The following is a 21,236-nucleotide window of genomic DNA, read 5'->3' as shown; positions in this document are numbered from 1 at the left end:
AAGTCCCGAACACACTTTGCAGTAGGAAGTGTTAGCCAATAGCAAGGGTGTCGTGGGCGACTGCGAATCCGAAGGAAGCTGGCGGCAAATATGTGGGCCTACGAACAGGAACTGTATATAAGGCGAGGTGATATGGGTGATGTTGCATGACAAACAAAAGCCCTATACTGCACAGAATATCACTACGTAGATACAGGGGCCACATCCATAGAAAGCGGATTGCCTTACCCCAGGAGATCTGAATGAGCTCTGTCAAGTGTAAGCGCGATTACAGGAGAGGAAACATTTAGCGGGGACGTTCAATGGCTCATTTAGAAGTCAGCAGCGGTCGTAGTACTGTATCACAGATGGAGGAAGGACCAAATGTTGAAATGGCAAAGGAAACAGGAAGTTTATGGTAGAGCGTTTACAGCAGAACCACGTTAGAGAACTACTTATATGAGGGTAGGACGGAATCCGAGAGTAAATTATAAGAGGAGCTGAGCCGAGCCGTGCAACCAGTGGGCACAATGCCTGACAACAGGAGAATACTACCGGTTGTTAAGAGATACTATTTCAACAAACCGCTGTATACCGAACGGTACGTACAGTGGTGTGAGAGGACAGATAGGGAACTAATCCCTATCTTCCTACTCGATCCAAAATCATCTTTTTAAAAAAATTAAAAAGTTTTCATTGTTTATATTTTTTTTTCATAAGTTTGTTATGTCAGTAGTTAGTAAAAAACATGTAAAAATATAAACGTATATCCTTATTCATTTCTTCTGTTAAAATTAATGGGTTTTCAGTTTTTCCCATGATTAGATAGTTCAAATTATTATTGCGAATTACCAATCGAATAATACTGATAAAGTAACTAACCATTACCACACAGATTATGAAAAAAAATGCTTAACCAGCTTAAGATGGTAATAATTCTGCTTTTTGTGCAAATAATTTGTCCCACTAAGTCTCTCTGCATTGAAGTAACAAAACCTGTATCATGGTTTTATGAATATTGCTAAAAATTGACTTTCTTTTTAATTTTTTTAAAAAGATTTCGGTTCTTTTGTTTTTTTTGTATTTTTATGTAACCAAATTAAAAAATGTCAGCAACTATTAAGAAAGCACAACGACTAAGGGCCGACATTATTAAGCTACTTTATTATAAAAAAAAATCATCGCTCACCGATTTAAGTAAACGTACTAAAAAGAGCTTGCCCTTAATTACGTCTACTGTAAATGCTTTGATAGAAGACGGCTTAATTATAGAGCAGGGATTGGCACCATCTACCGGAGGCCGCCGCCCTTTAAATTTTTTATTGAACCCCGATTACAAGAGGTATATAATAGCCGTAGCCATGGATCAGTTAACCAGTCAATTAACCATATATGATTTGTCAAATCATCAGGTTTTACCCACGCAGGTGATTGATTTAGACATGACCGAGAGTAAAAGTGCTGATACTTTAATTGAATTTATTGACCATTGCATAAAGAAATCAACAATCGATAAACAAAATTTATTGGGAATTGGTATTGGTATGCCGGGTTTTGTAAATGCAGAGAAGGGAATGAACTATTCATTTATGCAGGTTGAAAACGATATAAGCCTGCAAGACTATCTCGCTAAAAAATTAAGTTTACCGGTTTACATAGATAACGACTCGAGTTTGATTGCCTTAGCTGAATTAAACTTTGGTGAAGCACGAAATTTAAAGGATGTACTCGTAGTTAATATTGGTTGGGGTACAGGTTTGGGGATGATTATTAATGGCAAATTATACCGGGGCAGTAGCGGCTACGCTGGCGAATTTAGCCATATCCCTTTATCTAACTCAAATACCTTATGCTCTTGTGGTAAGCGGGGATGCCTTGAAGTGGAAACATCTCTTTTGGTGATGGTTCAAAAAGCAGAAGCAGCGGTAAAAAAAGGAGAAGAAACAAGTTTAAGAACGCTTTTTAATGATAAAAGTAAAAGCCATGTAGATCATTTCTTGAATGCAGTTGTAAAACAAGATCCTGTCGCTATTTCTATTTTAGCTGATGCCGCATTTCAGATTGGTAAAGGATTGGCAACTTTAATCCATATTATGAATCCTGAACGGATTGTATTAAGTGGCCGTGGTGCAAAAGCTGGAAAAATGCTTCTGCCGCCAATACAACAGGCTATTAACGAGTTTTGTATACCTCGGGTAGCTGAACAAACAGAAATTAAATGCTCTAGTTTAAGTGATGAGGCTGAATTATTGGCTGCTGCCAGTTTGATGGTAGAGAACAGCTTATTTGAATAATTAAAACCAAGCAGATAAATAATATAATTTTTTAACTAACAACCGAAATTATGAGGAAATAAAAAAGAACCACTAAACCAAATTTTGAACCAATTTTAACTAATACTAACCTAAACGAATTATGAAAAAAATGTACTTAAAGTGCCTAAGTGTGTTTTTGTTAACTTTTTTGACAATAACAGCTTTTGCGCAAAAAACCATTACCGGTACGGTAATGGAAGCATCTGGGCCAATACCAGGTGTAAGTGTCACTATTAAAGGCACAACCAAAGCTACCCAGACAGACGCTGGGGGTAAATTCTCTATTTCCGCAACAGAAGGAAATATCCTTGTTTTTAGATCTGTTGGCTATATTTCAAAAGAAATTAATGTAGGAGCATCTTCAACAGTAAATGTTAGGCTCGAATCATCTTCTAACAGTTTGGATGAAGTTCAGGTAACTACAGCCTTTGGGATAAAGAAAGAAAAAAGATCTTTAGGTTACTCTACACAGGAAGTAGCAGGTAAAGACTTAATTATTGGCCAGGCGCCAACCATCGCACAGGGTTTGATGGGTAAAGTAGCTGGTTTACAAATCTCACAATCAGGTGGGGGCGTAGAAGGCGGCTCATCGAGAATTGTAGTTCGTGGAAATACCTCGTTAACTGGCGATAACAGGGCTTTGATTATTGTTGACGGTGTTGCGCTTAATAATGATCCTGCCAATGTGAACGGTAACAATACTGCATCTGTTGCTGGGAGTACAGGAGGCGATGTTTCATCCAATAATGATTGGGGTACAGGTATGAATTTCATCAACCAGGATGATATAGAAAGCATTACTGTATTAAAAGGCCCAGCCGCTGCTGCATTGTATGGTGCAAGAGGTGGTAATGGTGTTATTTTAATTACCCGTAAAAAAGGTAGTAACAGGCCAGGACTTGGTGTTGATTACAATTACTCTTATCGACACACCAATCCTTACGAAATACAAAATTTTCAAAATGAATACGGACAAGGCGGTGTTGCCTCGATGCTAACAGCAGATAATAATAAAATGTTCCCTACTAATGGTGCGGGACAACGCTATCAGATCGGGAATAGTTATACTTCTCCAGGAGAATATTTAAGCAACTCCTTTGGTACAGTGCCATATCCAATGGGTAAAGCAACAGATGCCTACTTCAGTTATCCGGGAAGTCAGTCTTGGGGTCCAAGGTTTGATAATCTACCAATACTGAATTATGATGGTATTTTAAGGCCTTATTCTGCCCAGCCTGATAACTGGAAAGCATTTTTCCCTGATGGTTCAGTAGTAAGTCATAATGTGGCGATTTCTGGAGGAAGTGAAAGTGCTACAGGCCGACTTTCTTATACCAGAAATGATACCAAAGCGAACATACTAAACAGTAATATGCAATCAAATACTTTTAATCTGGGCTCTACTTTAAAAGTTTCTAAAAAATTAAGTGCAGAGGTTACTGCGAGCTATATTAATTTCACGCGCTTAAATGCTCCTGCTGTTGGTTCGGGCTATCTTGGAGGGGTAATTTACTCTATGCCACGAGATTATAATCCGTATGTTGATTTTGATAATACTTATGGTCCTAACAATTCGCGTAAGGATGTATTGACGTCAAGTAATTTTCCTGCTGGTTCACCTGCTTATCCTTTCAGCGGAGGGTATTTGGGCAACCAATACTGGAATGCCAATAATAACAATACCGTATTTAACAGAAACGGATTAACTGGTGGAATGAAGTTAATGGCTGATTTAACTGATTTCTTAAACGTTACTGCACAAGGTGGTGTAGATAATTCGAATGATGTGACTACGGTAAAAAACCAACCTACTGATGTATTAGGGCAGGCTAATGGCGCTTACAAACTGGCACAGGCAAAAAATTTATCAACCAATTTACAAGCTTTTGCACGTTTACACAAAGACAATCTTTTTGGCAAAGAGATTAATGCTAGCTTAACCGCGGGTGTAGAAAGATATTACAGAAATGACTATACTTCAAGTAATTCGACTGCGGGCAATTTTGTGAAGCCGAATGTGTTTGCGTTGAATAATGGTGCAAATCCTGTTCCTCAACCACAAGAAACCAAATACGCCAAACAGATCAACTCAGCATTCAGTTTCTTAAACCTTTCTTATAAAAACTACTTGTTTTTAGAAGCTACAGCACGTAACGACTGGTCGAGTACGCTGGCTAATGGTTCAAATTCTTATTTTTACCCAGCAGCCAACTTAAGTTATGTGTTTACTGATGGTATTAAAGGAATGCAGAACAGCTTGCCTTGGTTAAGCTTTGGGAAGCTGAAACTTTCTTATGCAGAAACAGGCTCTGACACTGAGCCTTATTCTATTTTTAATGTTTTGGATGTAACTACAAATAATGGCCAGCAGGCGCAGAGTTTACCTGGAACATTGAAATTTGATGGTGTAAAACCTCAACGAAGCAGATCGTACGAAGGTGGTTTGTCGTTGGGTTTTTTAAAAAATAGATTGAACGTAGATTTAACTGCTTATTCGATGAAAACCTTTAACCAGATTCTAGGTAACCCATTGGCACAATCATCTGGTTTTTCTAATATATTGATTAATACTGGTTCATTAGGCAATACAGGGTTCGAGTTTATCGTGAGTGGTTCCCCAATCAAAACAAAAGATTTTAGTTGGGATGTATCTATTAGTGGTTCACATGCACGCACAAAAGTTTTGGCCCTGCAGGATGGAGTTGAAACCCTAACGCTGGGTAACTTTTTTGGCGGCGCTGGTATTTCGCAAAAAGTTAAGGTTGGTGATTATTATGGCACGCTTTACGGCAGAGATTTTACTTACATAAACGGACAAAAAGTAGTGGCAAGGGCTCAGGGCACAGATTTACTGCCTTTAAAGTATACCGTTGATGGAAAAAGTTATTATGCTGGTACGCAATGGGTATTAAGTAATGGCGAGGTGCCAATTGGCAATTCGCAGCCATCTTTAACAGGTGGTATTACCAACACCTTTAAATACAAAGCATTTTCATTATATGTATTGGCTGATGCCAAGATTGGTGGTGATACCTATTTTGGTTCTTATGCTGCAGGTATGGGAAGCGGGAACCTCGAAGAGACTTTAAAAGAGCGTAACGGCGGTGGTTTGCCCTTGGTATATCCTGATGGAACAATAGCCAATACAGGGGTCAACTTCGGAGGTGTTTTTGCCGATGGCACGCCTAATACAGATGTAGTGAACTACCAATGGTATTATCAGGGAACTTTCTCAGCCTGGAATCACCTTGGCGTACCGCGTTCTGCAGCTGTATTTAAAAATTCCTGGATGAAACTAAGAGAGGTTGCCTTAACCTATCAGGTACCAGCAAAATTTATTCAAAAAACCAAATTTATTCAAAACCTGTCGCTTTCATTAGTGGGAAGAGACCTATTCTATATTTTTACCACTATACCTAAAGGACTAAACCCAGAAGGGGTAAATAGTATAGGTAATATGCAGGGAATTGAGTACGATTCGTTGCCAAAAACTAGGTCATTTGGTTTCACTATACGATCTTCATTTTAATAATTTAAAACATTAAGACATGAAAATTCAACATAAAATAATCCACACGGTGCTTGGCATATCGCTAATGACGGGTGTGGTCTCGTGCAAAAAGGGTTTCGAAGAATTAAATAAGCCATATAAAGATGCAACTGTTTCTACAGCAACTCCTGCAGGTTTTTTTAATAATCTGGCTAAACGTGCAACGCAAGAAGATTATACCATATATACAGGTTTATTTATGCCGATTACAAATCAGCAGGGCGTTCAAAATAAGAATTTGCCCTACATCAATTATATTGGTTCTTTTTGGAGTACTTATTATTCAGATTTGGCGGATTACAAACAACTGTTAAAGCTAATTAGTTCCTCTCCAAATCCGGAAGCATATAATAATGTAAAATATATGGCTACCATTTTGATAGCCCAAAAAACCTTGTCGATGTTAGATCGTTACGGAGATATACCATACAGTCAAGCGGGTATCGCTACAGAAGGAGCTGCAAATTACCAACCAAAATACGATAAAGAGGAGGCCGTTTACAGCAGTGTTTTAGATGATTTGAAGGCTGCAGCTGCGGGTGTTGGAGGTGCAAATCAGAGTTCGATCGGCACTTATGAATCTTTTTTGGCTAATGATTTTGTTGCCTGGAAAAAATTCGGAAATGCACTTAGGTTGCGCTATGCAGTTCGTCTAAGTAAAACCAATTTGCAAACCAAAGCTAAAGATATAATTGCTGAAATTCTAGGTAACCCTTCGGTGTATCCACTACCGAATGACCAAGACCTAACCGCTTTATACAAAAGTAATTTTGGTAGCTTTCCATTGGTTGTTGTACCAAGTAGTCCAGATTATGGCGATCGATTGTGGTATGGGTTTCGTGAGCTTTCAGTTTCCAATATCAGGATGAGTTCTAACGTATTTACAAAAATGTCGTCAACCAATGCAGATGATGGTTCGGGTTTCTTCGATCCACGTTACAAGGTGTGGTTTATGCCAAATAACGCAGGTAAATGGGTGCCTCAGCCTCAAAACGGAACTGTTGCTGATGGTGGTACGCCGTATCCAAATCTAGGGGACAATTCGCCAAAGGCTCCAGGTAGCGACCCTGGCAATAAGTTCGCTTCTTTTAACTATTATCTGGTTCGCGATTATCAGAGTTTTCCATATGTAATTATTTCAGAAGCTGATGTACATTTCTTAAAGGCCGAAATTTACAATCAAGGTATAGGCGTTGCAGCAAATCAGGCTTTGGCAGAAACAGAGTACAATTTAGGGATGCGTGCCTCTGTTAATTTTTGGTATACTACTGTGAACAGTAATACAACAGCCATTTGGCCAACTGCTGCCAAACCTGGTCCAATTACACAAGCGCAAATTGATGTATTTACCAATAATCCGGCTGTGAAGTTTACCACTGGTGATGTGGCAGGGAATTATAAAAAAATAATTACCCAATCATGGTTGGCAAGTATGTTTAATGCTGTAGAAACCTGGTGTACAGTACGCCGTACCGGATTAACACCGAAGGATGCAACTTATACACCTACTGCCTATAACAGATTGCCATATCCTGATGATGAAAGAATAAATAATGCAGCAAACCTTGCGACTATTGGTGGCAATGTAGGGCCTGAAGTTCAGATTCAAAAGAAAGTTTATTGGATGCCTTAATTGCGCAACGATTTGATTAAACACAATGTCCCGGCCAATTTTTGGTCGGGATTTTTACAGCCTAATTATGAAAATAAAAATTTACTTTTTTTTCTGTTTTGTTCTTATAGCACTTAACACTTTTGCCCAGCAGAACGACATTATGCCCCAATCGGAAATTTACGAATGGCCTAAAGATGATGCGGTTAAAAAGAAACTCGATACCTGGCAGGATAAAAAGTTTGGAATGATTATCCATTGGGGGCTTTACGCTGTTCCAGGGATTATCGAATCTTGGTCTATCTGTTCTGAAGATTGGATTGATAGAGACAGTACTATTAAATACGAAGACTATAAAAAATGGTATTGGGGCCTAAACGAAAAATTTAACCCAACAAAATTCAATCCTGAGCAATGGGCCAAAGCAGGTAAAAGTGCAGGAATGAAATATTTGGTGTTTACCACCAAACATCACGATGGCTTTGCCATGTTCGATACCAAACAATCTGATTTTAGCATTGCAAAAGGCCCTTTTTCAACCAATGCCAAAAAAGACGTAGCTAAATATGTGTTCGATGCTTTCCGTAAGGAAAATTTTATGATCGGTGCTTATTTTTCTAAACCAGATTGGCATTCTCAATACTATTGGTGGGACAAATATGCCACTGCAGATAGAAATAACAATTATGATATCAGAAAGAATCAATGGCGGTGGAATATGTTCAAAAGCTATACTCAGAACCAGATTGGCGAGTTAATGAACAATTACGGAAGCATTGATATTTTATGGTTAGATGGTGGATGGGTCCGTCCACGGGCCAGCGTAAATAAAGAAGTACTTTCTTGGGGAGCACCTATTCCTGATTGGAGTCAGGATATTGATATGCCGAAAATTGCAGCTGATGCCAGAAAAGCACAACCTGGTTTGATTGTGGTGGATAGAACGGTACATGGCCAGTTTGAAAACTACCAAACCCCTGAACAGAAAATCCCTGAAAATCAGTTAGATTATCCATGGGAAAGCTGCATGACGTTAGGCGGAGCCTGGGGTTTTGTACCCAACGATCAGTATAAATCGGCAGGCGAAGTGGTTCATAAATTAGTAGAAATAGTAGCGAAAGGCGGAAGTTTGCTTTTAGGTATTGGGCCTAAAGCTGATGGAACGCTGCCTGATCATGTGGTTACAAGATTGGATGAAATTGGTAAGTGGACCAGTAAAAATGGTGTTGCCATATACGGAACAAGGATTACCAAAAACTATCATGATGGACAAAACTGGTTTACGCAAAGTAAAGATGGTAAAACTATTTACGGCATCAGTTTAATCGGCAATACGCCGAACAAAGAAATTTCGTGGCAAGGGAGTATTCCTAAAAAAGGAAGTCTCATTACCATTTTAAGTACCAACCAAAAGGTAAAATGGACATTGAAAGATGGCAAGGTACACTTCGATTTTCCTAAAACAGAGGAGAAAATAGCCCTGACTTTTTCTTTTACGCCCGAAACTAATTAGTAATGCCGAAACCGAGAAGATACTTATACTTATTGCCTGCCTTTTTTTTCTGCAGTGGCCTTTTTGCTCAAGTTAAAAAAGGGCAATCTTTACCCTATAAAAACCCGAAATTAAGTATCGATTTGAGGGTAAAAGATCTCATTTCGAGAATGACACCGGAAGAGAAATTCTGGCAGTTATTTATGATCCCTGGAGATGTTACAACTGAAAATAAAACACAATTTAAAAATGGTATTTTTGGTTTGCAGGTGAGTGCAGCGGCACAAGGAAGCGGTAATGCGCAACAAATGTTAACCTATAATACCTCTGAAGACGGACTTTCTCTGGCTAAAAAAGTAAATAAAATTCAAAAATATTTTGTTGAGGAAACCCGTTTGGGCATTCCCATCATTCCATTTGATGAGGCTTTACACGGTTTGGTCAGGCAAGGTGCTACTGCTTTTCCACAATCAATTGGTTTAGCCGCAAGTTTCGATACTACTTTAGTGGCCAAAATTGGTACCGCTATTGCCAATGAGGCAAGGGCACGCGGTTTGAGAGATCTTTTGGCACCTGTAATCAATATGGCTACAGATGTAAGATGGGGCAGGGTAGAAGAAACTTATGGAGAAGATCCATATTTAACAACCTTAATGGGCCATGCTTTTATGAATGCCATAGAAAGGCAGAATATCATTGTTACCCCAAAACATTTTATTGCCAATGTTGGCGATGGCGGGCGGGATAGCTACCCGATAGAGATGGATAAACATTTTTTAGAAGAAATCCACTTTCCAGCATTTAAAGATGGGGTTAAAAACGTAGGTATCCGTTCATTAATGACTTCCTATAACAGCGTTTTTGGTACTCCGGCAACTTCAAATAAATGGCTGCTCACCACTAAACTAAAAACAGAATGGGGCTTTAAAGGTTTCGTAATTTCTGATGCAGGTGCAGTAGGAGGTGCCAATGTATTACATTTTACGGCTAAAGATTATAAAGATGCTACTGCGCAATCGATTAATGCTGGCCTTGATGTAATCTTCCAGGTAGATTATAATCATTATAAACTTTTTCTGCCCGCATTTTTAGATGGTAGCATTCCCAAATCGAGAATAGATGATGCATTGTCAAGGGTGCTGAAAGCTAAATTCGAGCTGGGGCTGTTTGAGCTTCCTTACGTGGATGAAAGTATTGCCGAAAAGATGCTAAGCGATCAAAGTAATCACAATCTAGCCAAAGAGGCCGCTTTAAAATCTTTTGTGCTCCTGAAAAATGATAACAACACGCTTCCGTTAAAAAATGAAAAGCAGATCTTACTGGTAGGGGAAGATGCTATTGAAGCCAGATTAGGTGGCTACAGTGGTACTGGAAACAATAAGATTAATATTTTGGATGGCTTAAAAAACGCAGTATCCAATAATGTTAAGGTTAACTATGTAAAAGGTAGCAGCCGGGAACTGCAAACTTATATTCCGATAGATAGCCAGTTTCTTTCTGCTAATCAAAAAGCAGGATTAATGGGAAGCTATTACAGAGGGCTTCAATTTTCAGGAAACCCAATTAAAGAAGTAAATGATAAAGCTGTTAATTTTAGTTGGACGTTATATCCGCCAGACGAGCAGCTCCAATTGGATGATTATTCGGTAAGGTGGACCGGTAAAATTAAGGTGCCACAAAATGCCGATGTTAATATCGGATTGGAGGGAAATGATGGTTACCGATTATACCTGGATAACCAATTACTTATCGATAATTGGGACAAAAAATCTTTCAATACGAAAACCGTTCCATTTCATTTTGAGAAAAATAAGGAGTATGCAATTAAGATCGAATTTTTCGAACCTAAAGGCAATGGTAAAATCAAACTGATCTGGGATTATAATATCAGGAAATCAAACGAAATAGCCGATGCAGTTGCTGCGGCAAAAAATAACGATGCAATCGTATTTGTTGCAGGTATAAAAGAAGGGGAGTTTTTAGATCGGGCGATGTTAAACCTGCCTGGTAATCAAGAAATGCTACTGGAGGAACTCGCAAAAACCGGGAAACCTATTATTGTGGTATTAACCGGTGGAAGTGCGATCAATATGCAGCCCTGGTTAAATAAAGTAAGCGCAGTTTTAAATGTTTGGTACCCGGGAGAAGCAGGCGGTAGCGCCATTGCAGATGTACTGCTTGGAAAGGTAAATCCATCAGGTAAACTTCCAATTACTTACCCGATTGATGAATCGCAGTTACCTCTGGTTTACAATCACAAACCTACGGGCAGAGGCGATGATTATAACAACTTAAGCGGCGAACCACTTTTCCCATTTGGATATGGATTAAGTTATACCAACTTTTCTTATACCAATTTGAAGTTTGACCGTAAAAGTATTGCTAAAAATGAAACCGCTAAGTTAAGCTTCGAGCTTAAAAATACGGGCAATTACGATGGTGAAGAAGTGGTGCAATTGTACATGAGACCTTTGTTGAGCAAATTGGCACAGCCAGTTCTTGCATTGAGGGCTTTTCAGAGGGTACATTTGAAGGTTGGTGAAACAAAGGTAATTTCATTCAAACTGGATAAAGAGGTGCTGCAAACACTCAATATCAATAATGTATGGGAAGTAGCTCCGGGGCAGTATAGGATTATGATCGGATCATCAAGTAAATCACTTTATTTAAAAGATAACTTAACTGTTAAGCCTTAAAAAAATACCTCCTATGGTTGGGTATAAACCATATCATTAATAGTTGCCGCAGATTCTGGTTAAATCTGCGGCTTTTTTATGGGCGGGATTTTTGCCGCGGAAACATTAATTTTCCATGGGATGTCATCCTGAGCGTAGTCGAAGGATCTTTAACCTAACTCAGCTATCCCTAACTTTACAGCAAGTTCATTCAGATCCTTTACCACAACATCAATGATCGGAATACCGCTGATTTTCCTTTCCTGCTCAAATTCATGTTCAGGTTCGCCAGGGATGATTACCTTTTTATCAGGATCTATCGTTTTTGCACTTTTAAAGCGTTCTACCCAATTATCTAAATGATTTTTGAAGTCTGCAGCTGGTCTGAAACCATCTACACGCATAGCGCCCAAAAAGTGGCCAAGTCCTTCGCCAACCGGATTGGCCGATGGTTCTAAGAAAGCCACAAAAGGAGGCACCCAAGGGCCATAATTCGCGCCAGATAACACCGCTGATAAAATATCTACTGTAGCACTCAACCCATAACCTTTATGACTGCCATGATCTTTATCGCTGCCCAAAGGAAGGAGCGAGCCGCCATTTTTTAATTCGTTCGGATCGGTAGAGTTTTCTCCACTTTTATCCTGAACCCAGCCGTCTGGAACACTTTTGTTTGCTCTCTGGGCAATTTCCAGTTTTCCGTTCGCTGCCGCTGCTGTGGCCATATCTACAATTACCGGTGGGTATTTCCCTGCGGGAAAAGCATAACACATGGGGTTGGTGCCCAATAAACGTTCGTTAGCATATGTAGGGGCTACCAAAGGGCTTGCATTGGTCATACTGATGCCGATCATATCTTTTTCTACCGCCATTAAGGCATGATAACCTGCAATACCGAAGTGATTGGAATTTTTAACCGATACCCACCCACTACCGTATTTTTCTGCTTTTTCGATAGCAACTTTCATGGCAAATGGTGCAACCACTAAGCCTAAACCTGCATCGCCATCTACAGTGGCAGTAGTAGGTGTTTCATGTACGATTTTAATATCAGGAGTAGCATTTATTCTTTTCTTTTCCCAAAGGCGTACATAACCGCTTAAACGGGCAACGCCATGCGAGTCGATTCCACGTAAATCTGAACGGATTAAAACATCGGTTGCTAAATCGGCATGCTCATCAGAACAGCCCATTTTTTTAAAAACGCTATAAGTAAAAGCCCTGAGATTGGTTTCGGTAAAAGTGATGAAGGTCATGTTATTATTAAGTGTCAAGATTTGATCCCCGGACTTCGGACTCCCGACTCCGGACTACAATTACGGCAATAAAACAGTAAAATCGCCTCCCAGTGGATCGAAGTTTTCTATGCATGAGGAAAGAAAATCTTCTCCATAATTTACATACATGGGTGCAATATTTAAGGTTCTTTCCTGAAGTGCCCCATTCGGGAAAAGTCTTTTCTTTACATTGTCAATCTGTAGCAATGCCGTTTCATGTTTCCTTTTCTCTGCGCGGAATAGTTTCTTCTCCAGGTTAGCCAATAAATGATTGGTCCGCTGTTTTGCTGTATCTGTTGATACGGAAAGCGTTTTATCTATTTTATAGGCATTTAGCTTTATTTGATCGAAAATGCTGTTAATGGCCCTGGTTTCATCAGCCAAGCTCAATTGGGCAGTTGTATTTCGCTTTACCCAAATGTTTTTTAACGCTTCAACTGGTAAAAATATATCTTCTAAAGAAAAGCCTAAATGGTATAAATTCTGCGCACTGCGTTTATCAATCAATAAAGCTGAGTTACGAAGCAATAAAACAGGGAAATCAACTTTATAAAAGTCGAAATTTGCCTTTAACTGCATCCAGTAAGCTACTTCCGCACCACCACCTATATAAGCAATGTTTGGCAAAATCACTTCCTGATACATGGGCCGCATCACCACATTCGGACTAAACCGCTCAGGATGTGATTCGATTTCGGCTTTTAATTCAGCCTCTGTAAAACCGATGTCGGTATGATTGACAACATATTTGCCATCTTCAAAAATCAAGCGCTCGCGCAGATTATGGATAAGGTAAAAGAAGTTAATATCACGGCCGTTCACCTGGGTTTTATAGCCTAAATCCTCTAGGTTTTTCGAGCTCTTTTCAATGTTTTTCGAACTGTTATGCCGAATAATATCTTCGGTAATAATATTCGCGAATTGTTTTTTTAGTTGTGCATCATCAGCATTTACAATCACCAGGCCATATTTCTCGAATAAATTATTCACCAAAAACCTGGTGGCGTCGGCTAAATTATCGTGTTGCAAATAGGCCTGTTCTACCAATTTGGCAATTCGTTTTCCGTTTTTAGAGATCCCAAGATATCCCTTATATGCGGTTACTGCTGCGGCAACGGTTTTAGTACTTAGTCTTCCGGTGGCACCGTTGGTTTGCTGTATCCAGCTAATGTTCTTTTCATCAACACTTACGTGGTTAATTTCATCAAAATCGTGATCCTCTGTTGCCATCCAATAAACCGGAACAAAGTTTTTATCAGGATGTGCCATTTTTAACTCGATGGCTAAATTAATGGTGGTTACAATTTTGTAAATAAAATAAAGCGGCCCGGTAAAAAGATTCAACTGGTGGCCCGTTGTAACCGTAAAGGTATTCGCCGAGCCTAAAAGTTCTATGTTTTTGGTAACCGATTTATTGGGCTGTAAATGTTGGTATTGATCTTGTAAAACCTGAACTAAAGTTTCTCTGTTCCCTAAAAAATTTCTATGCTCAATTGCTTTAGCTAAGCCCTCCATATCAGGACGATAGCTATAAAAAGCTTTAAGCTGATTTTCGTCGTTAATATAATCTAAAACCAGTTTTGAAAATGATCCGGTTTCCTGATATGAGATATATTTTGCCTGCATGATGTGCGAAAGTAATGCAATTTAAGGATAATCGTAAAGTCGCGCCACTATTTTACAATTGTTAAATAATTTTTTGCCACGGAAGCATTGAAATCACGGAATTTCTATATGATCATCCTCTTGGTGAAGTTTTAGAAAAGCAAGGAGTTTTGAGGAGGTTTTTGTGTAGGTTCGTCATTTCGACCGTAGTGGAGAAATCTTTTAAACACAGTTCAAAGATTTCTCCATTGCGCTTCGCTTCAGTCGAAATGACGACTGATGGGAATCTGTAATTTGGTATGGGAGTGGATTATCATTAGGATTGAAATGTTTTAGAGATTGCTTTCTATCGCGCCAACTTTTTCGCGGTACAAATCAATCGGGCTATCTAAAAGTACTGCAATTACGGTTAACTCAGGATCTAGTTTATCTTTAGGTACCGGAATGTAAACAATACCCGGTATTTTGCTCCAATACAGTTTGTTATAAATTTCGTGTGGCAGCATGGTACCTTCACCCACAATCCTGATCCTGCTGATGTTGTTTTTTAAACCTTTAATAGCAATTGGCCCCGTTGGTGTGCCTTCTACAAATAAGTATAGTGTTTGTTTATCTGCAGAAAGTGTTGTATTGCCCTGATAATGTCCAGCCGGAATTCCCCCCGTTGTTTTGTATAGCGCTTCTGCGTTTTTAATTACCCAATTGCTAATCTTTTGATCTGCGCCTTTAATTCCAGGGTTAAAGTCTAAGCCATCAGCAGGTAAACCGGTATTTTGAAATACATTTATACCTGCATTTAAGTTAATGGCCAGCCTGTTCAGATTTAAGTTGGTTAAACCCCGTTGTTTGGGCGCAGCATATAAGTCTGCGAGCGAAAGGCTTTCCTGCTTGTCTTCATCGAGCTGAATAGGGCCGTTTAATGATACTTTTAGAACGGTTACATCGCTGTCAAAATCGGCATCTTTTAAATTAAGCAGATAATCTGTTTCATTTAGCTTAATTGTATATGGCCGTGCTTTGCTGCCAACTACTTCAATCTTGTTTATTTTTGATTTTATACCTGATAGTAAAATCCCGTTTTTGGTTTTATAATCGAGATACAGGTACAATACATCTTTGTTTTTGGATAGGGTAGTTTTACCGACAATATGCCCATCTGGGATCCCGGCCTGTGTACCATAAATGGCCCCTGCGTGTTTCTGGGTCCAACGGCCTAAATCTTTTAAAATTTTAACCTGTTCTGGCGCAATAGTTCCATCTGCTTTTGGTCCAATATCAAGCAATAAGTTACCGCCCATGCTAATACAATCAACCAGCGTGCGGATGATCATGTTTGATGATTTATAATGATTATCATAAGGCTGATAGCCCCACGAATCGTTCATGGTATAACAAAGTTCCCACTCAGGTGAACTTGGTTTTACCACAGGCACACCTTGTTCTGGTGTATCATAATCGCCATGCCCATTTAAGCGAGAGTTGATAATGATGTTTTGATTTACCTTACGTAAGTTCGATAGTATATTTTTGGCCTGCCATTCTTCTCCACTATGCTCCCAATCGCCATCAAACCATAATAAATCTGGATTGTATTTGGCTGACAGTTCGTTTAACTGGCCCTGGAAATAATTTTGGAATTTTTTAAAGCGTGGTATATCCTGTTTATAATCATAACGTTTCCTGTCGCGGGTAAAACCATCATAATCCGGGTAGCTCCAATCAGGTAAAGAAAAATATAACCCTGTTTTAAGACCAGATTTTTTAAGTTCAGCCACAAATGGAGTGATTAAATCTTTTTTGGCAGCACTGTTTTTTAATGTGGTAGTGGCTAAAGGAGCTTTACTATCCCAAAGGGCAATACCATCATGGTGTTTTGTGGTAATTACGGCATATTTGGCGCCACTTTCTTTAATCAGGTTTACCCATTCTTCTGGTTTGTACTTTGCAGCGGTAAAACCATTAAGCTGTTTCATGTAAGCATCGTGATTGATGTAGTTGTTAAAAAAAGACCACGATTCGGAAATACCATTAACCGAATAAATACCCCAATGGATGAAAATACCCAGTTTCGCATCAGCAAACCATTGCATTTTTTGATCAGAAATTTTTTGTTGGGCAGAAAGTTTACTGCTGATGAATAGTGAAAATAAAACGATGAAAAACTTTAAATAACGCATGATCGTGTTTAGTATATCTAAACGTTAAATATAATGTTTTATAGCTGTTTTTTAAACAAAAATTAGGTGTGAAGTCAGATGTTACCATCTGACTGGAGATTGATTTAGTAAGAAAATTTGTAAACAGGCATTATCACCTGATTGAAAGGTAACTATAGAAGCCTTAAATTAAGAATCTTGTTAGATGTCAGATGGTAACATCTGACATCACATATATTGGTTGTGAAGTCAGATGTTACCATCTGACTGGAGATTGATTTAGTAAGAAAATTTGTAAACAGGTATTATCACCTGATTGAAAGGTAACTATAGAAGCCTTAAAATTAAGAATCCTGTTAGATGTCAGATGGTAACATCTGACATCACATATATATCAAAACAACAAACTTTTGCCATAAAAAAAGCCGCTCTGAATAATCAGAACGGCTGTAAAATATTTGGTTTAGTGATTTACCATTTTTTTCTGCGTTCGCCACTGCCACCTTCACGGTTTCCGCCTTCTCTGCGTGGACCTCCGGTGTTGCCACCCTTGTCGTCACGGCTACGTCCAGAGAAATCTCTGAAACCGCCACCACTGTTTCCACCTTCACGTCTTCCGCTACCACCGCCAGAACTTCTTCTGTCGCCGCCGCCACGATAACCGCCACCGCCGCTTCTGCGTTCACCGCCGAAACCACCGCCACCGCTACGTCTTTCGCCGCCACCGCGTCTTTCTCCTGCGCCTTCGCCACGACCACCGTCTCCGCTTTTCTCGATACGTACCTGACGACCATTAAACTCAACAGATTTAAAGCCTTCAAAAACTTTGTCAGCTACGTCGTCTTCCACTTCAAAGAAAGAGAAAACACCTTTTAAATCGATTTTACCAACGCTTTTGCCACCAATTTTACCGTTGTTACAGATAAATGACAACATATCGCCACGGGTAAACTCATCTACAGAACCTAAGTTGATGAACAAACGGGTGTAACCTTCGCTACCACGTCCACGTCCGGCACCTCTTTCGCCTCTGTCTGCACCACGGTCATCGCCAACTGCAGCATTTAAGTCAGGTGCTTTAGAATAGTAATCTAAGAAACGGTTAAATTCTAATGAAGCAAAACGTTTAATTACATCTTCTTTTGATAAATCAGCAAATTCATCCATAATACGTGGAATGTACTGATCAATTTGTTCGTTGTTAACTTCTACATTGTGTACTTTATGTACCAAAGAGAACAATTGTTTTTCACAAACATCAAATCCTGTAGGAAGCTCAGCTTTGGTAAATTGTTTACCAATAATGCGCTCTAACTGACGGATTTTTCCAACTTCTTTAGAGTTGATGATACAGATAGAGATACCAGTTTTACCAGCACGGCCTGTACGGCCAGAACGGTGGGTATAACTTTCAATTTCATCAGGTAAAGAATAGTTGATTACGTGTGTTACATTGTTTACATCGATACCACGTGCGGCAACATCAGTAGCAATTAACAACTGCATGTTACGCTCACGGAAACGTTGCATTACTTTATCACGTTGTTGTTGCGATAAATCGCCGTGCAAGGCATCAGCATTGTAACCATCTTTAATTAAGTGCTCGGCAACATCTTGTGTATCCAATTTGGTTTTACAAAATACTACGGCAAAAATTTCAGGGTTAAAATCTACAATACGTTTTAAGGCAGCGTATTTATCACGTGCACGAACAATGTAATATTCGTGTTCGATGTTTACATTACCTGTATTTTTTGTGCCCATGGTTAATTCAACAGGGTTATCCATATAGTTTTTAGCTATACGGCGAACTTCTGCAGGCATGGTAGCCGAGAATAACCAGGTTTTTTTGTCATCAGGAGTGGTTGATAAAATGTCGTTAATGTCGTCCTGGAAACCCATGTTCAACATCTCGTCAGCTTCATCAAGCACAACATATTTAACTGAAGAAAAATCAATGGCTTTACGGCCAATGATGTCCAACATACGGCCGGGCGTGGCCACTACGATCTGAACGCCTTGGCGTATTTCGCGTAGTTGTTGCATAATGTTCGCACCACCGTAAACGGCAACAACGTGGGCATTAGCAACGTTTTTAGAAAAGTTTTTAAGGTCGTTAGCGATTTGCAAGCATAACTCACGGGTAGGGCATAAAATCAATGCCTGTGGTTTATTAACTTTAAAATCGATTAGTTCTAACAGCGGCAAACCAAATGCGGCTGTTTTTCCTGTTCCTGTTTGGGCCAAACCAACAAAATCATTAGTGCCTTCTAACAGTACAGGAATACTTTGCTCCTGAATAGGTGTTGGAGTTTCAAATCCAAGATCCTTTACGGCATTAACGACGTCATCACTTATCCCCAATAATTGAAATGGGTTTGTCATTCGTCTTTTTATTTTTAATTGAGCCGCAAAGGTAAGGTTAATATTCCGTATTTTACAGATAATCAAGTAAATAGTTTTTTAAGCTAAATATTTGAAAATAAGGAAGTAATGGCGGGGGTATAATCGAATAGGGAAGATGTTATGATGGGTGGGTTTAAAATACGGTCATGATTTTATGCTACGATTTTATTTTTTTGATTTGGAAAGCAAATGCAGCAGGCTTTCGGTTGCAACAGTCCCGTTTTCCGTTTCAATCTTTTTCACACCTTTCAGGTTTTAAAAAGGATTTCCACTGCAACCGGGTTTAGGTGGCTGGGGTAATGCAGCTATTTACGTTTATTTTTAAACAGCCAATGGGGCAGTTCGTCAGTTAAAATTGCGGGAGCGAAAATATCGTTGTGGGCCAGATCGTCGAACTCCCAGAACCTGATTCTGTTATTGTGTTTTAACTCTTCAAAAAACTTTTGGTCACTACTAAAAGGGTTTTCGGTATCCATATTTCCGTGGATCAACCAAATTGGAATGTTCGTGAGTGTTTTTACTTTGTCGAATTGCGGTATGCCGGAAATGCTTATACCTGCAGCGAATAAATCAGGTTTTAACGATAAGACATTGATCACTGAAGAGGCTCCCATCGAAAAACCGATGAGGTAAATCCTTTTCTCATCAATATTTAGAGTATTTTTCAAGCTATCAATCAGTTGCAAGGCGGTAGTTAAGCAAGGTTGTGGTACCGAAGTCAGTACATTCCTGCTCTGATCCAATACATAATTCGAAGATCGGGAAGGGAATTGTGGTGCTAAAATAAAGGCGGGGTATTTCGCCTGTATTTCATCCATGGCGAACAGTTTTGCCAATATGCCCAGCTGGCTGGTATTATCGTTTCCAACCGCGTTTGATCCATGAAATACAATTACCAGTGGGATTTTACTTCTGGTGTTATATGGTTTTAACAAGCGGTATACAATCGGCGTATTGGCAGTACCTTTAAACGAGCCTCTTGTAAAAACATTGGTATCGAAGTTTTTTATTTCTGATATTCTGCGTTTAAGATAGATCGAGTCAGCGCTTTTAGCGATTTTGGTTTTTCCAAAAGTACGGATACGGCTATTGCATGATAAAATTCCGCAAAGCAAAGCCGCCGAAAAAGCATAAAGGGCATGATTTAACTTAATTTGCATGTTCGGCAATTGATTTTTCGGCTGGAATTAAGTGGTTATCGCAATCTTTCGGCCGAACGGATCAATCTCTCGTCTTTATTGATACCGAAGATGGCGAGAAAAATAAATAAAATAGCTAAAGCTGGCAAATAAGCTCCAATTCCAAAACTGGCACCTTCAATACCACCTGGCAATTTTTTGGCGTAAACGCTGCACCAAAAGGCAAAACCAGCAATTAATATAATCGATACAATGGCAATGCGCTTCTGAAAACTTCTTCTTTTGTAGTTGAAAATATTCATTAAACAAATAAATGCAACAGCGATATTGGTAATGATTAAAGGCAAAAAAGATTGGGTTTTAAGACTTATGCCCGCTTTTATGGTTAAAGTTTGGTATAGTCCAGTGGTGTATACCGCTGATTCTGTTCCTGCAGTATCTTTTATAGCGATAGGTAAAAACAACATTAAAACTAAGGTTAATGCTGCTAAAAAAAGCCAGATCGATTGTATTCTTTGTATCATGTTGATTTTAATAATTTAAAAGCAAACTTATATAAAATTGCTTTTGCTTGCAATTTAAGAGAATCTTTGCAGTTATTTTATGTTGGATAGCTGTAAAATGAAAATAAATTAACTGATTACCTGAATTCAAATGATGTGGTTTACGCGACCTAATTGATGGATGATAAAAAAACTGTCGTTCCTTTTACAGTTTTACATTAGGATGAGCGTTTTTATAACCTAATCTGAGTTCGATTAATAATAACACTCTTAAAGACCAATCTTCAAGGCGGATTGTTTTGTCATACCCTATAATAAATGTTGTTTTAATAATATGCATTTAAGGACCATATAACAGGGAAGTCGTTTTTAACTTTTCTCTGATAATTCTTCCTCTTTCTGCGCATACCTAAGCATTATGTTTGCCACGGAAGCACGAAAACACGGAAAAATTTACTTCTTCTCCGTGATTTCTGTGTTTCCGTGGCTAATTAATTTTTGCACATGTTTTAAAAGCGATTTCCCTG

At 39.0% G+C, this 21,236-nt stretch carries 11 protein-coding genes; 5 read left to right on the top strand and 6 right to left on the bottom strand.

All coding sequences use genetic code 11. The features are described from left to right. Positions 1-1,085 precede the first annotated feature (1,085 nt). From AW17_RS10250 to AW17_RS10230, 5 genes are all read left to right on the top strand, one after another. Entirely contained in the window at positions 1,086-2,273 is a 1,188-nt protein-coding gene (locus tag AW17_RS10250; RefSeq protein ID WP_029276094.1) for an ROK family protein, read from the top strand. A 121-nt stretch (positions 2,274-2,394) separates the two neighbouring features. Next, positions 2,395-5,823, top strand: coding sequence for a SusC/RagA family TonB-linked outer membrane protein (locus tag AW17_RS10245; RefSeq protein WP_051691751.1), 3,429 nt, complete (start codon positions 2,395-2,397; stop codon positions 5,821-5,823). A gap of 19 nt (positions 5,824-5,842) precedes the next feature. Then, positions 5,843-7,477, top strand: a complete 1,635-nt coding sequence (locus AW17_RS10240; protein WP_029276091.1) for a SusD/RagB family nutrient-binding outer membrane lipoprotein — start codon at positions 5,843-5,845, stop codon at positions 7,475-7,477. Positions 7,478-7,544: 67 nt separating this feature from the next. Further along, the gene (locus AW17_RS10235) at positions 7,545-8,969 is read left to right on the top strand and encodes an alpha-L-fucosidase (protein WP_029276089.1); all 1,425 of its coding nucleotides are present in this window, start codon (positions 7,545-7,547) and stop codon (positions 8,967-8,969) included. A 2-nt stretch (positions 8,970-8,971) separates the two neighbouring features. After that, entirely contained in the window at positions 8,972-11,644 is a 2,673-nt protein-coding gene (locus AW17_RS10230) for a glycoside hydrolase family 3 C-terminal domain-containing protein (RefSeq protein ID WP_029276087.1), read from the top strand. 149 nt (positions 11,645-11,793) lie between these two features. On the opposite strand, the gene AW17_RS10225 is transcribed toward AW17_RS10230, so the two are convergent. The 6 genes from AW17_RS10225 to AW17_RS10200 all read right to left on the bottom strand — a co-directional run bounded on the left by AW17_RS10225 (position 11,794) and on the right by AW17_RS10200 (position 20,730). Then, complete coding sequence (locus AW17_RS10225; RefSeq protein ID WP_029276085.1) at positions 11,794-12,879, bottom strand: Ldh family oxidoreductase; 1,086 nt, start codon at positions 12,877-12,879, stop codon at positions 11,794-11,796. 60 nt (positions 12,880-12,939) lie between these two features. Beyond that, complete coding sequence (gene bshC, locus AW17_RS10220; protein ID WP_029276083.1) at positions 12,940-14,526, bottom strand: bacillithiol biosynthesis cysteine-adding enzyme BshC; 1,587 nt, start codon at positions 14,524-14,526, stop codon at positions 12,940-12,942. A gap of 311 nt (positions 14,527-14,837) precedes the next feature. Next, positions 14,838-16,682 (bottom strand): alpha-L-fucosidase, encoded by a 1,845-nt coding sequence (locus tag AW17_RS10215; RefSeq protein ID WP_029276081.1) that lies wholly within the window; start codon positions 16,680-16,682, stop codon positions 14,838-14,840. 450 nt (positions 16,683-17,132) lie between these two features. Next, a complete protein-coding gene (locus tag AW17_RS10210) occupies positions 17,133-19,046 on the bottom strand; it encodes a DEAD/DEAH box helicase (protein WP_029276079.1) in 1,914 nt (637 codons plus the stop codon). A gap of 326 nt (positions 19,047-19,372) precedes the next feature. Beyond that, complete coding sequence (locus tag AW17_RS10205) at positions 19,373-20,227, bottom strand: carboxylesterase family protein (RefSeq protein ID WP_051691750.1); 855 nt, start codon at positions 20,225-20,227, stop codon at positions 19,373-19,375. A 35-nt stretch (positions 20,228-20,262) separates the two neighbouring features. Further along, on the bottom strand, positions 20,263-20,730 hold the full coding sequence (locus tag AW17_RS10200; protein WP_029276075.1) for a DUF4293 domain-containing protein: 468 nt from the start codon (positions 20,728-20,730) through the stop codon (positions 20,263-20,265). Positions 20,731-21,236: the final 506 nt, after the last annotated feature.

Source organism: Pedobacter borealis DSM 19626, from assembly GCF_000708285.2.
GTDB classification, from domain to species: domain Bacteria; phylum Bacteroidota; class Bacteroidia; order Sphingobacteriales; family Sphingobacteriaceae; genus Pedobacter; species Pedobacter borealis.
Note: the sequence above shows the minus strand (reverse complement) of the source record. Positions and strands in the feature narration are given on the sequence as shown.

What these genes read in the sequence shown, in the direction of transcription:
- bshC (WP_029276083.1), bottom strand. Translation starts at nt 14,526, where the DNA reads ATGCAGGCAAAATATATCTCATATCAGGAAACCGGATCATTTTCAAAA.
- AW17_RS10240 (WP_029276091.1), top strand. Translation starts at nt 5,843, where the DNA reads ATGAAAATTCAACATAAAATAATCCACACGGTGCTTGGCATATCGCTA.
- AW17_RS10205 (WP_051691750.1), bottom strand. Translation starts at nt 20,227, where the DNA reads ATGCAAATTAAGTTAAATCATGCCCTTTATGCTTTTTCGGCGGCTTTG.
- AW17_RS10245 (WP_051691751.1), top strand. Translation starts at nt 2,395, where the DNA reads ATGAAAAAAATGTACTTAAAGTGCCTAAGTGTGTTTTTGTTAACTTTT.
- AW17_RS10235 (WP_029276089.1), top strand. Translation starts at nt 7,545, where the DNA reads ATGAAAATAAAAATTTACTTTTTTTTCTGTTTTGTTCTTATAGCACTT.
- AW17_RS10225 (WP_029276085.1), bottom strand. Translation starts at nt 12,879, where the DNA reads ATGACCTTCATCACTTTTACCGAAACCAATCTCAGGGCTTTTACTTAT.
- AW17_RS10215 (WP_029276081.1), bottom strand. Translation starts at nt 16,682, where the DNA reads ATGCGTTATTTAAAGTTTTTCATCGTTTTATTTTCACTATTCATCAGC.
- AW17_RS10250 (WP_029276094.1), top strand. Translation starts at nt 1,086, where the DNA reads ATGTCAGCAACTATTAAGAAAGCACAACGACTAAGGGCCGACATTATT.
- AW17_RS10210 (WP_029276079.1), bottom strand. Translation starts at nt 19,046, where the DNA reads ATGACAAACCCATTTCAATTATTGGGGATAAGTGATGACGTCGTTAAT.
- AW17_RS10230 (WP_029276087.1), top strand. Translation starts at nt 8,972, where the DNA reads ATGCCGAAACCGAGAAGATACTTATACTTATTGCCTGCCTTTTTTTTC.
- AW17_RS10200 (WP_029276075.1), bottom strand. Translation starts at nt 20,730, where the DNA reads ATGATACAAAGAATACAATCGATCTGGCTTTTTTTAGCAGCATTAACC.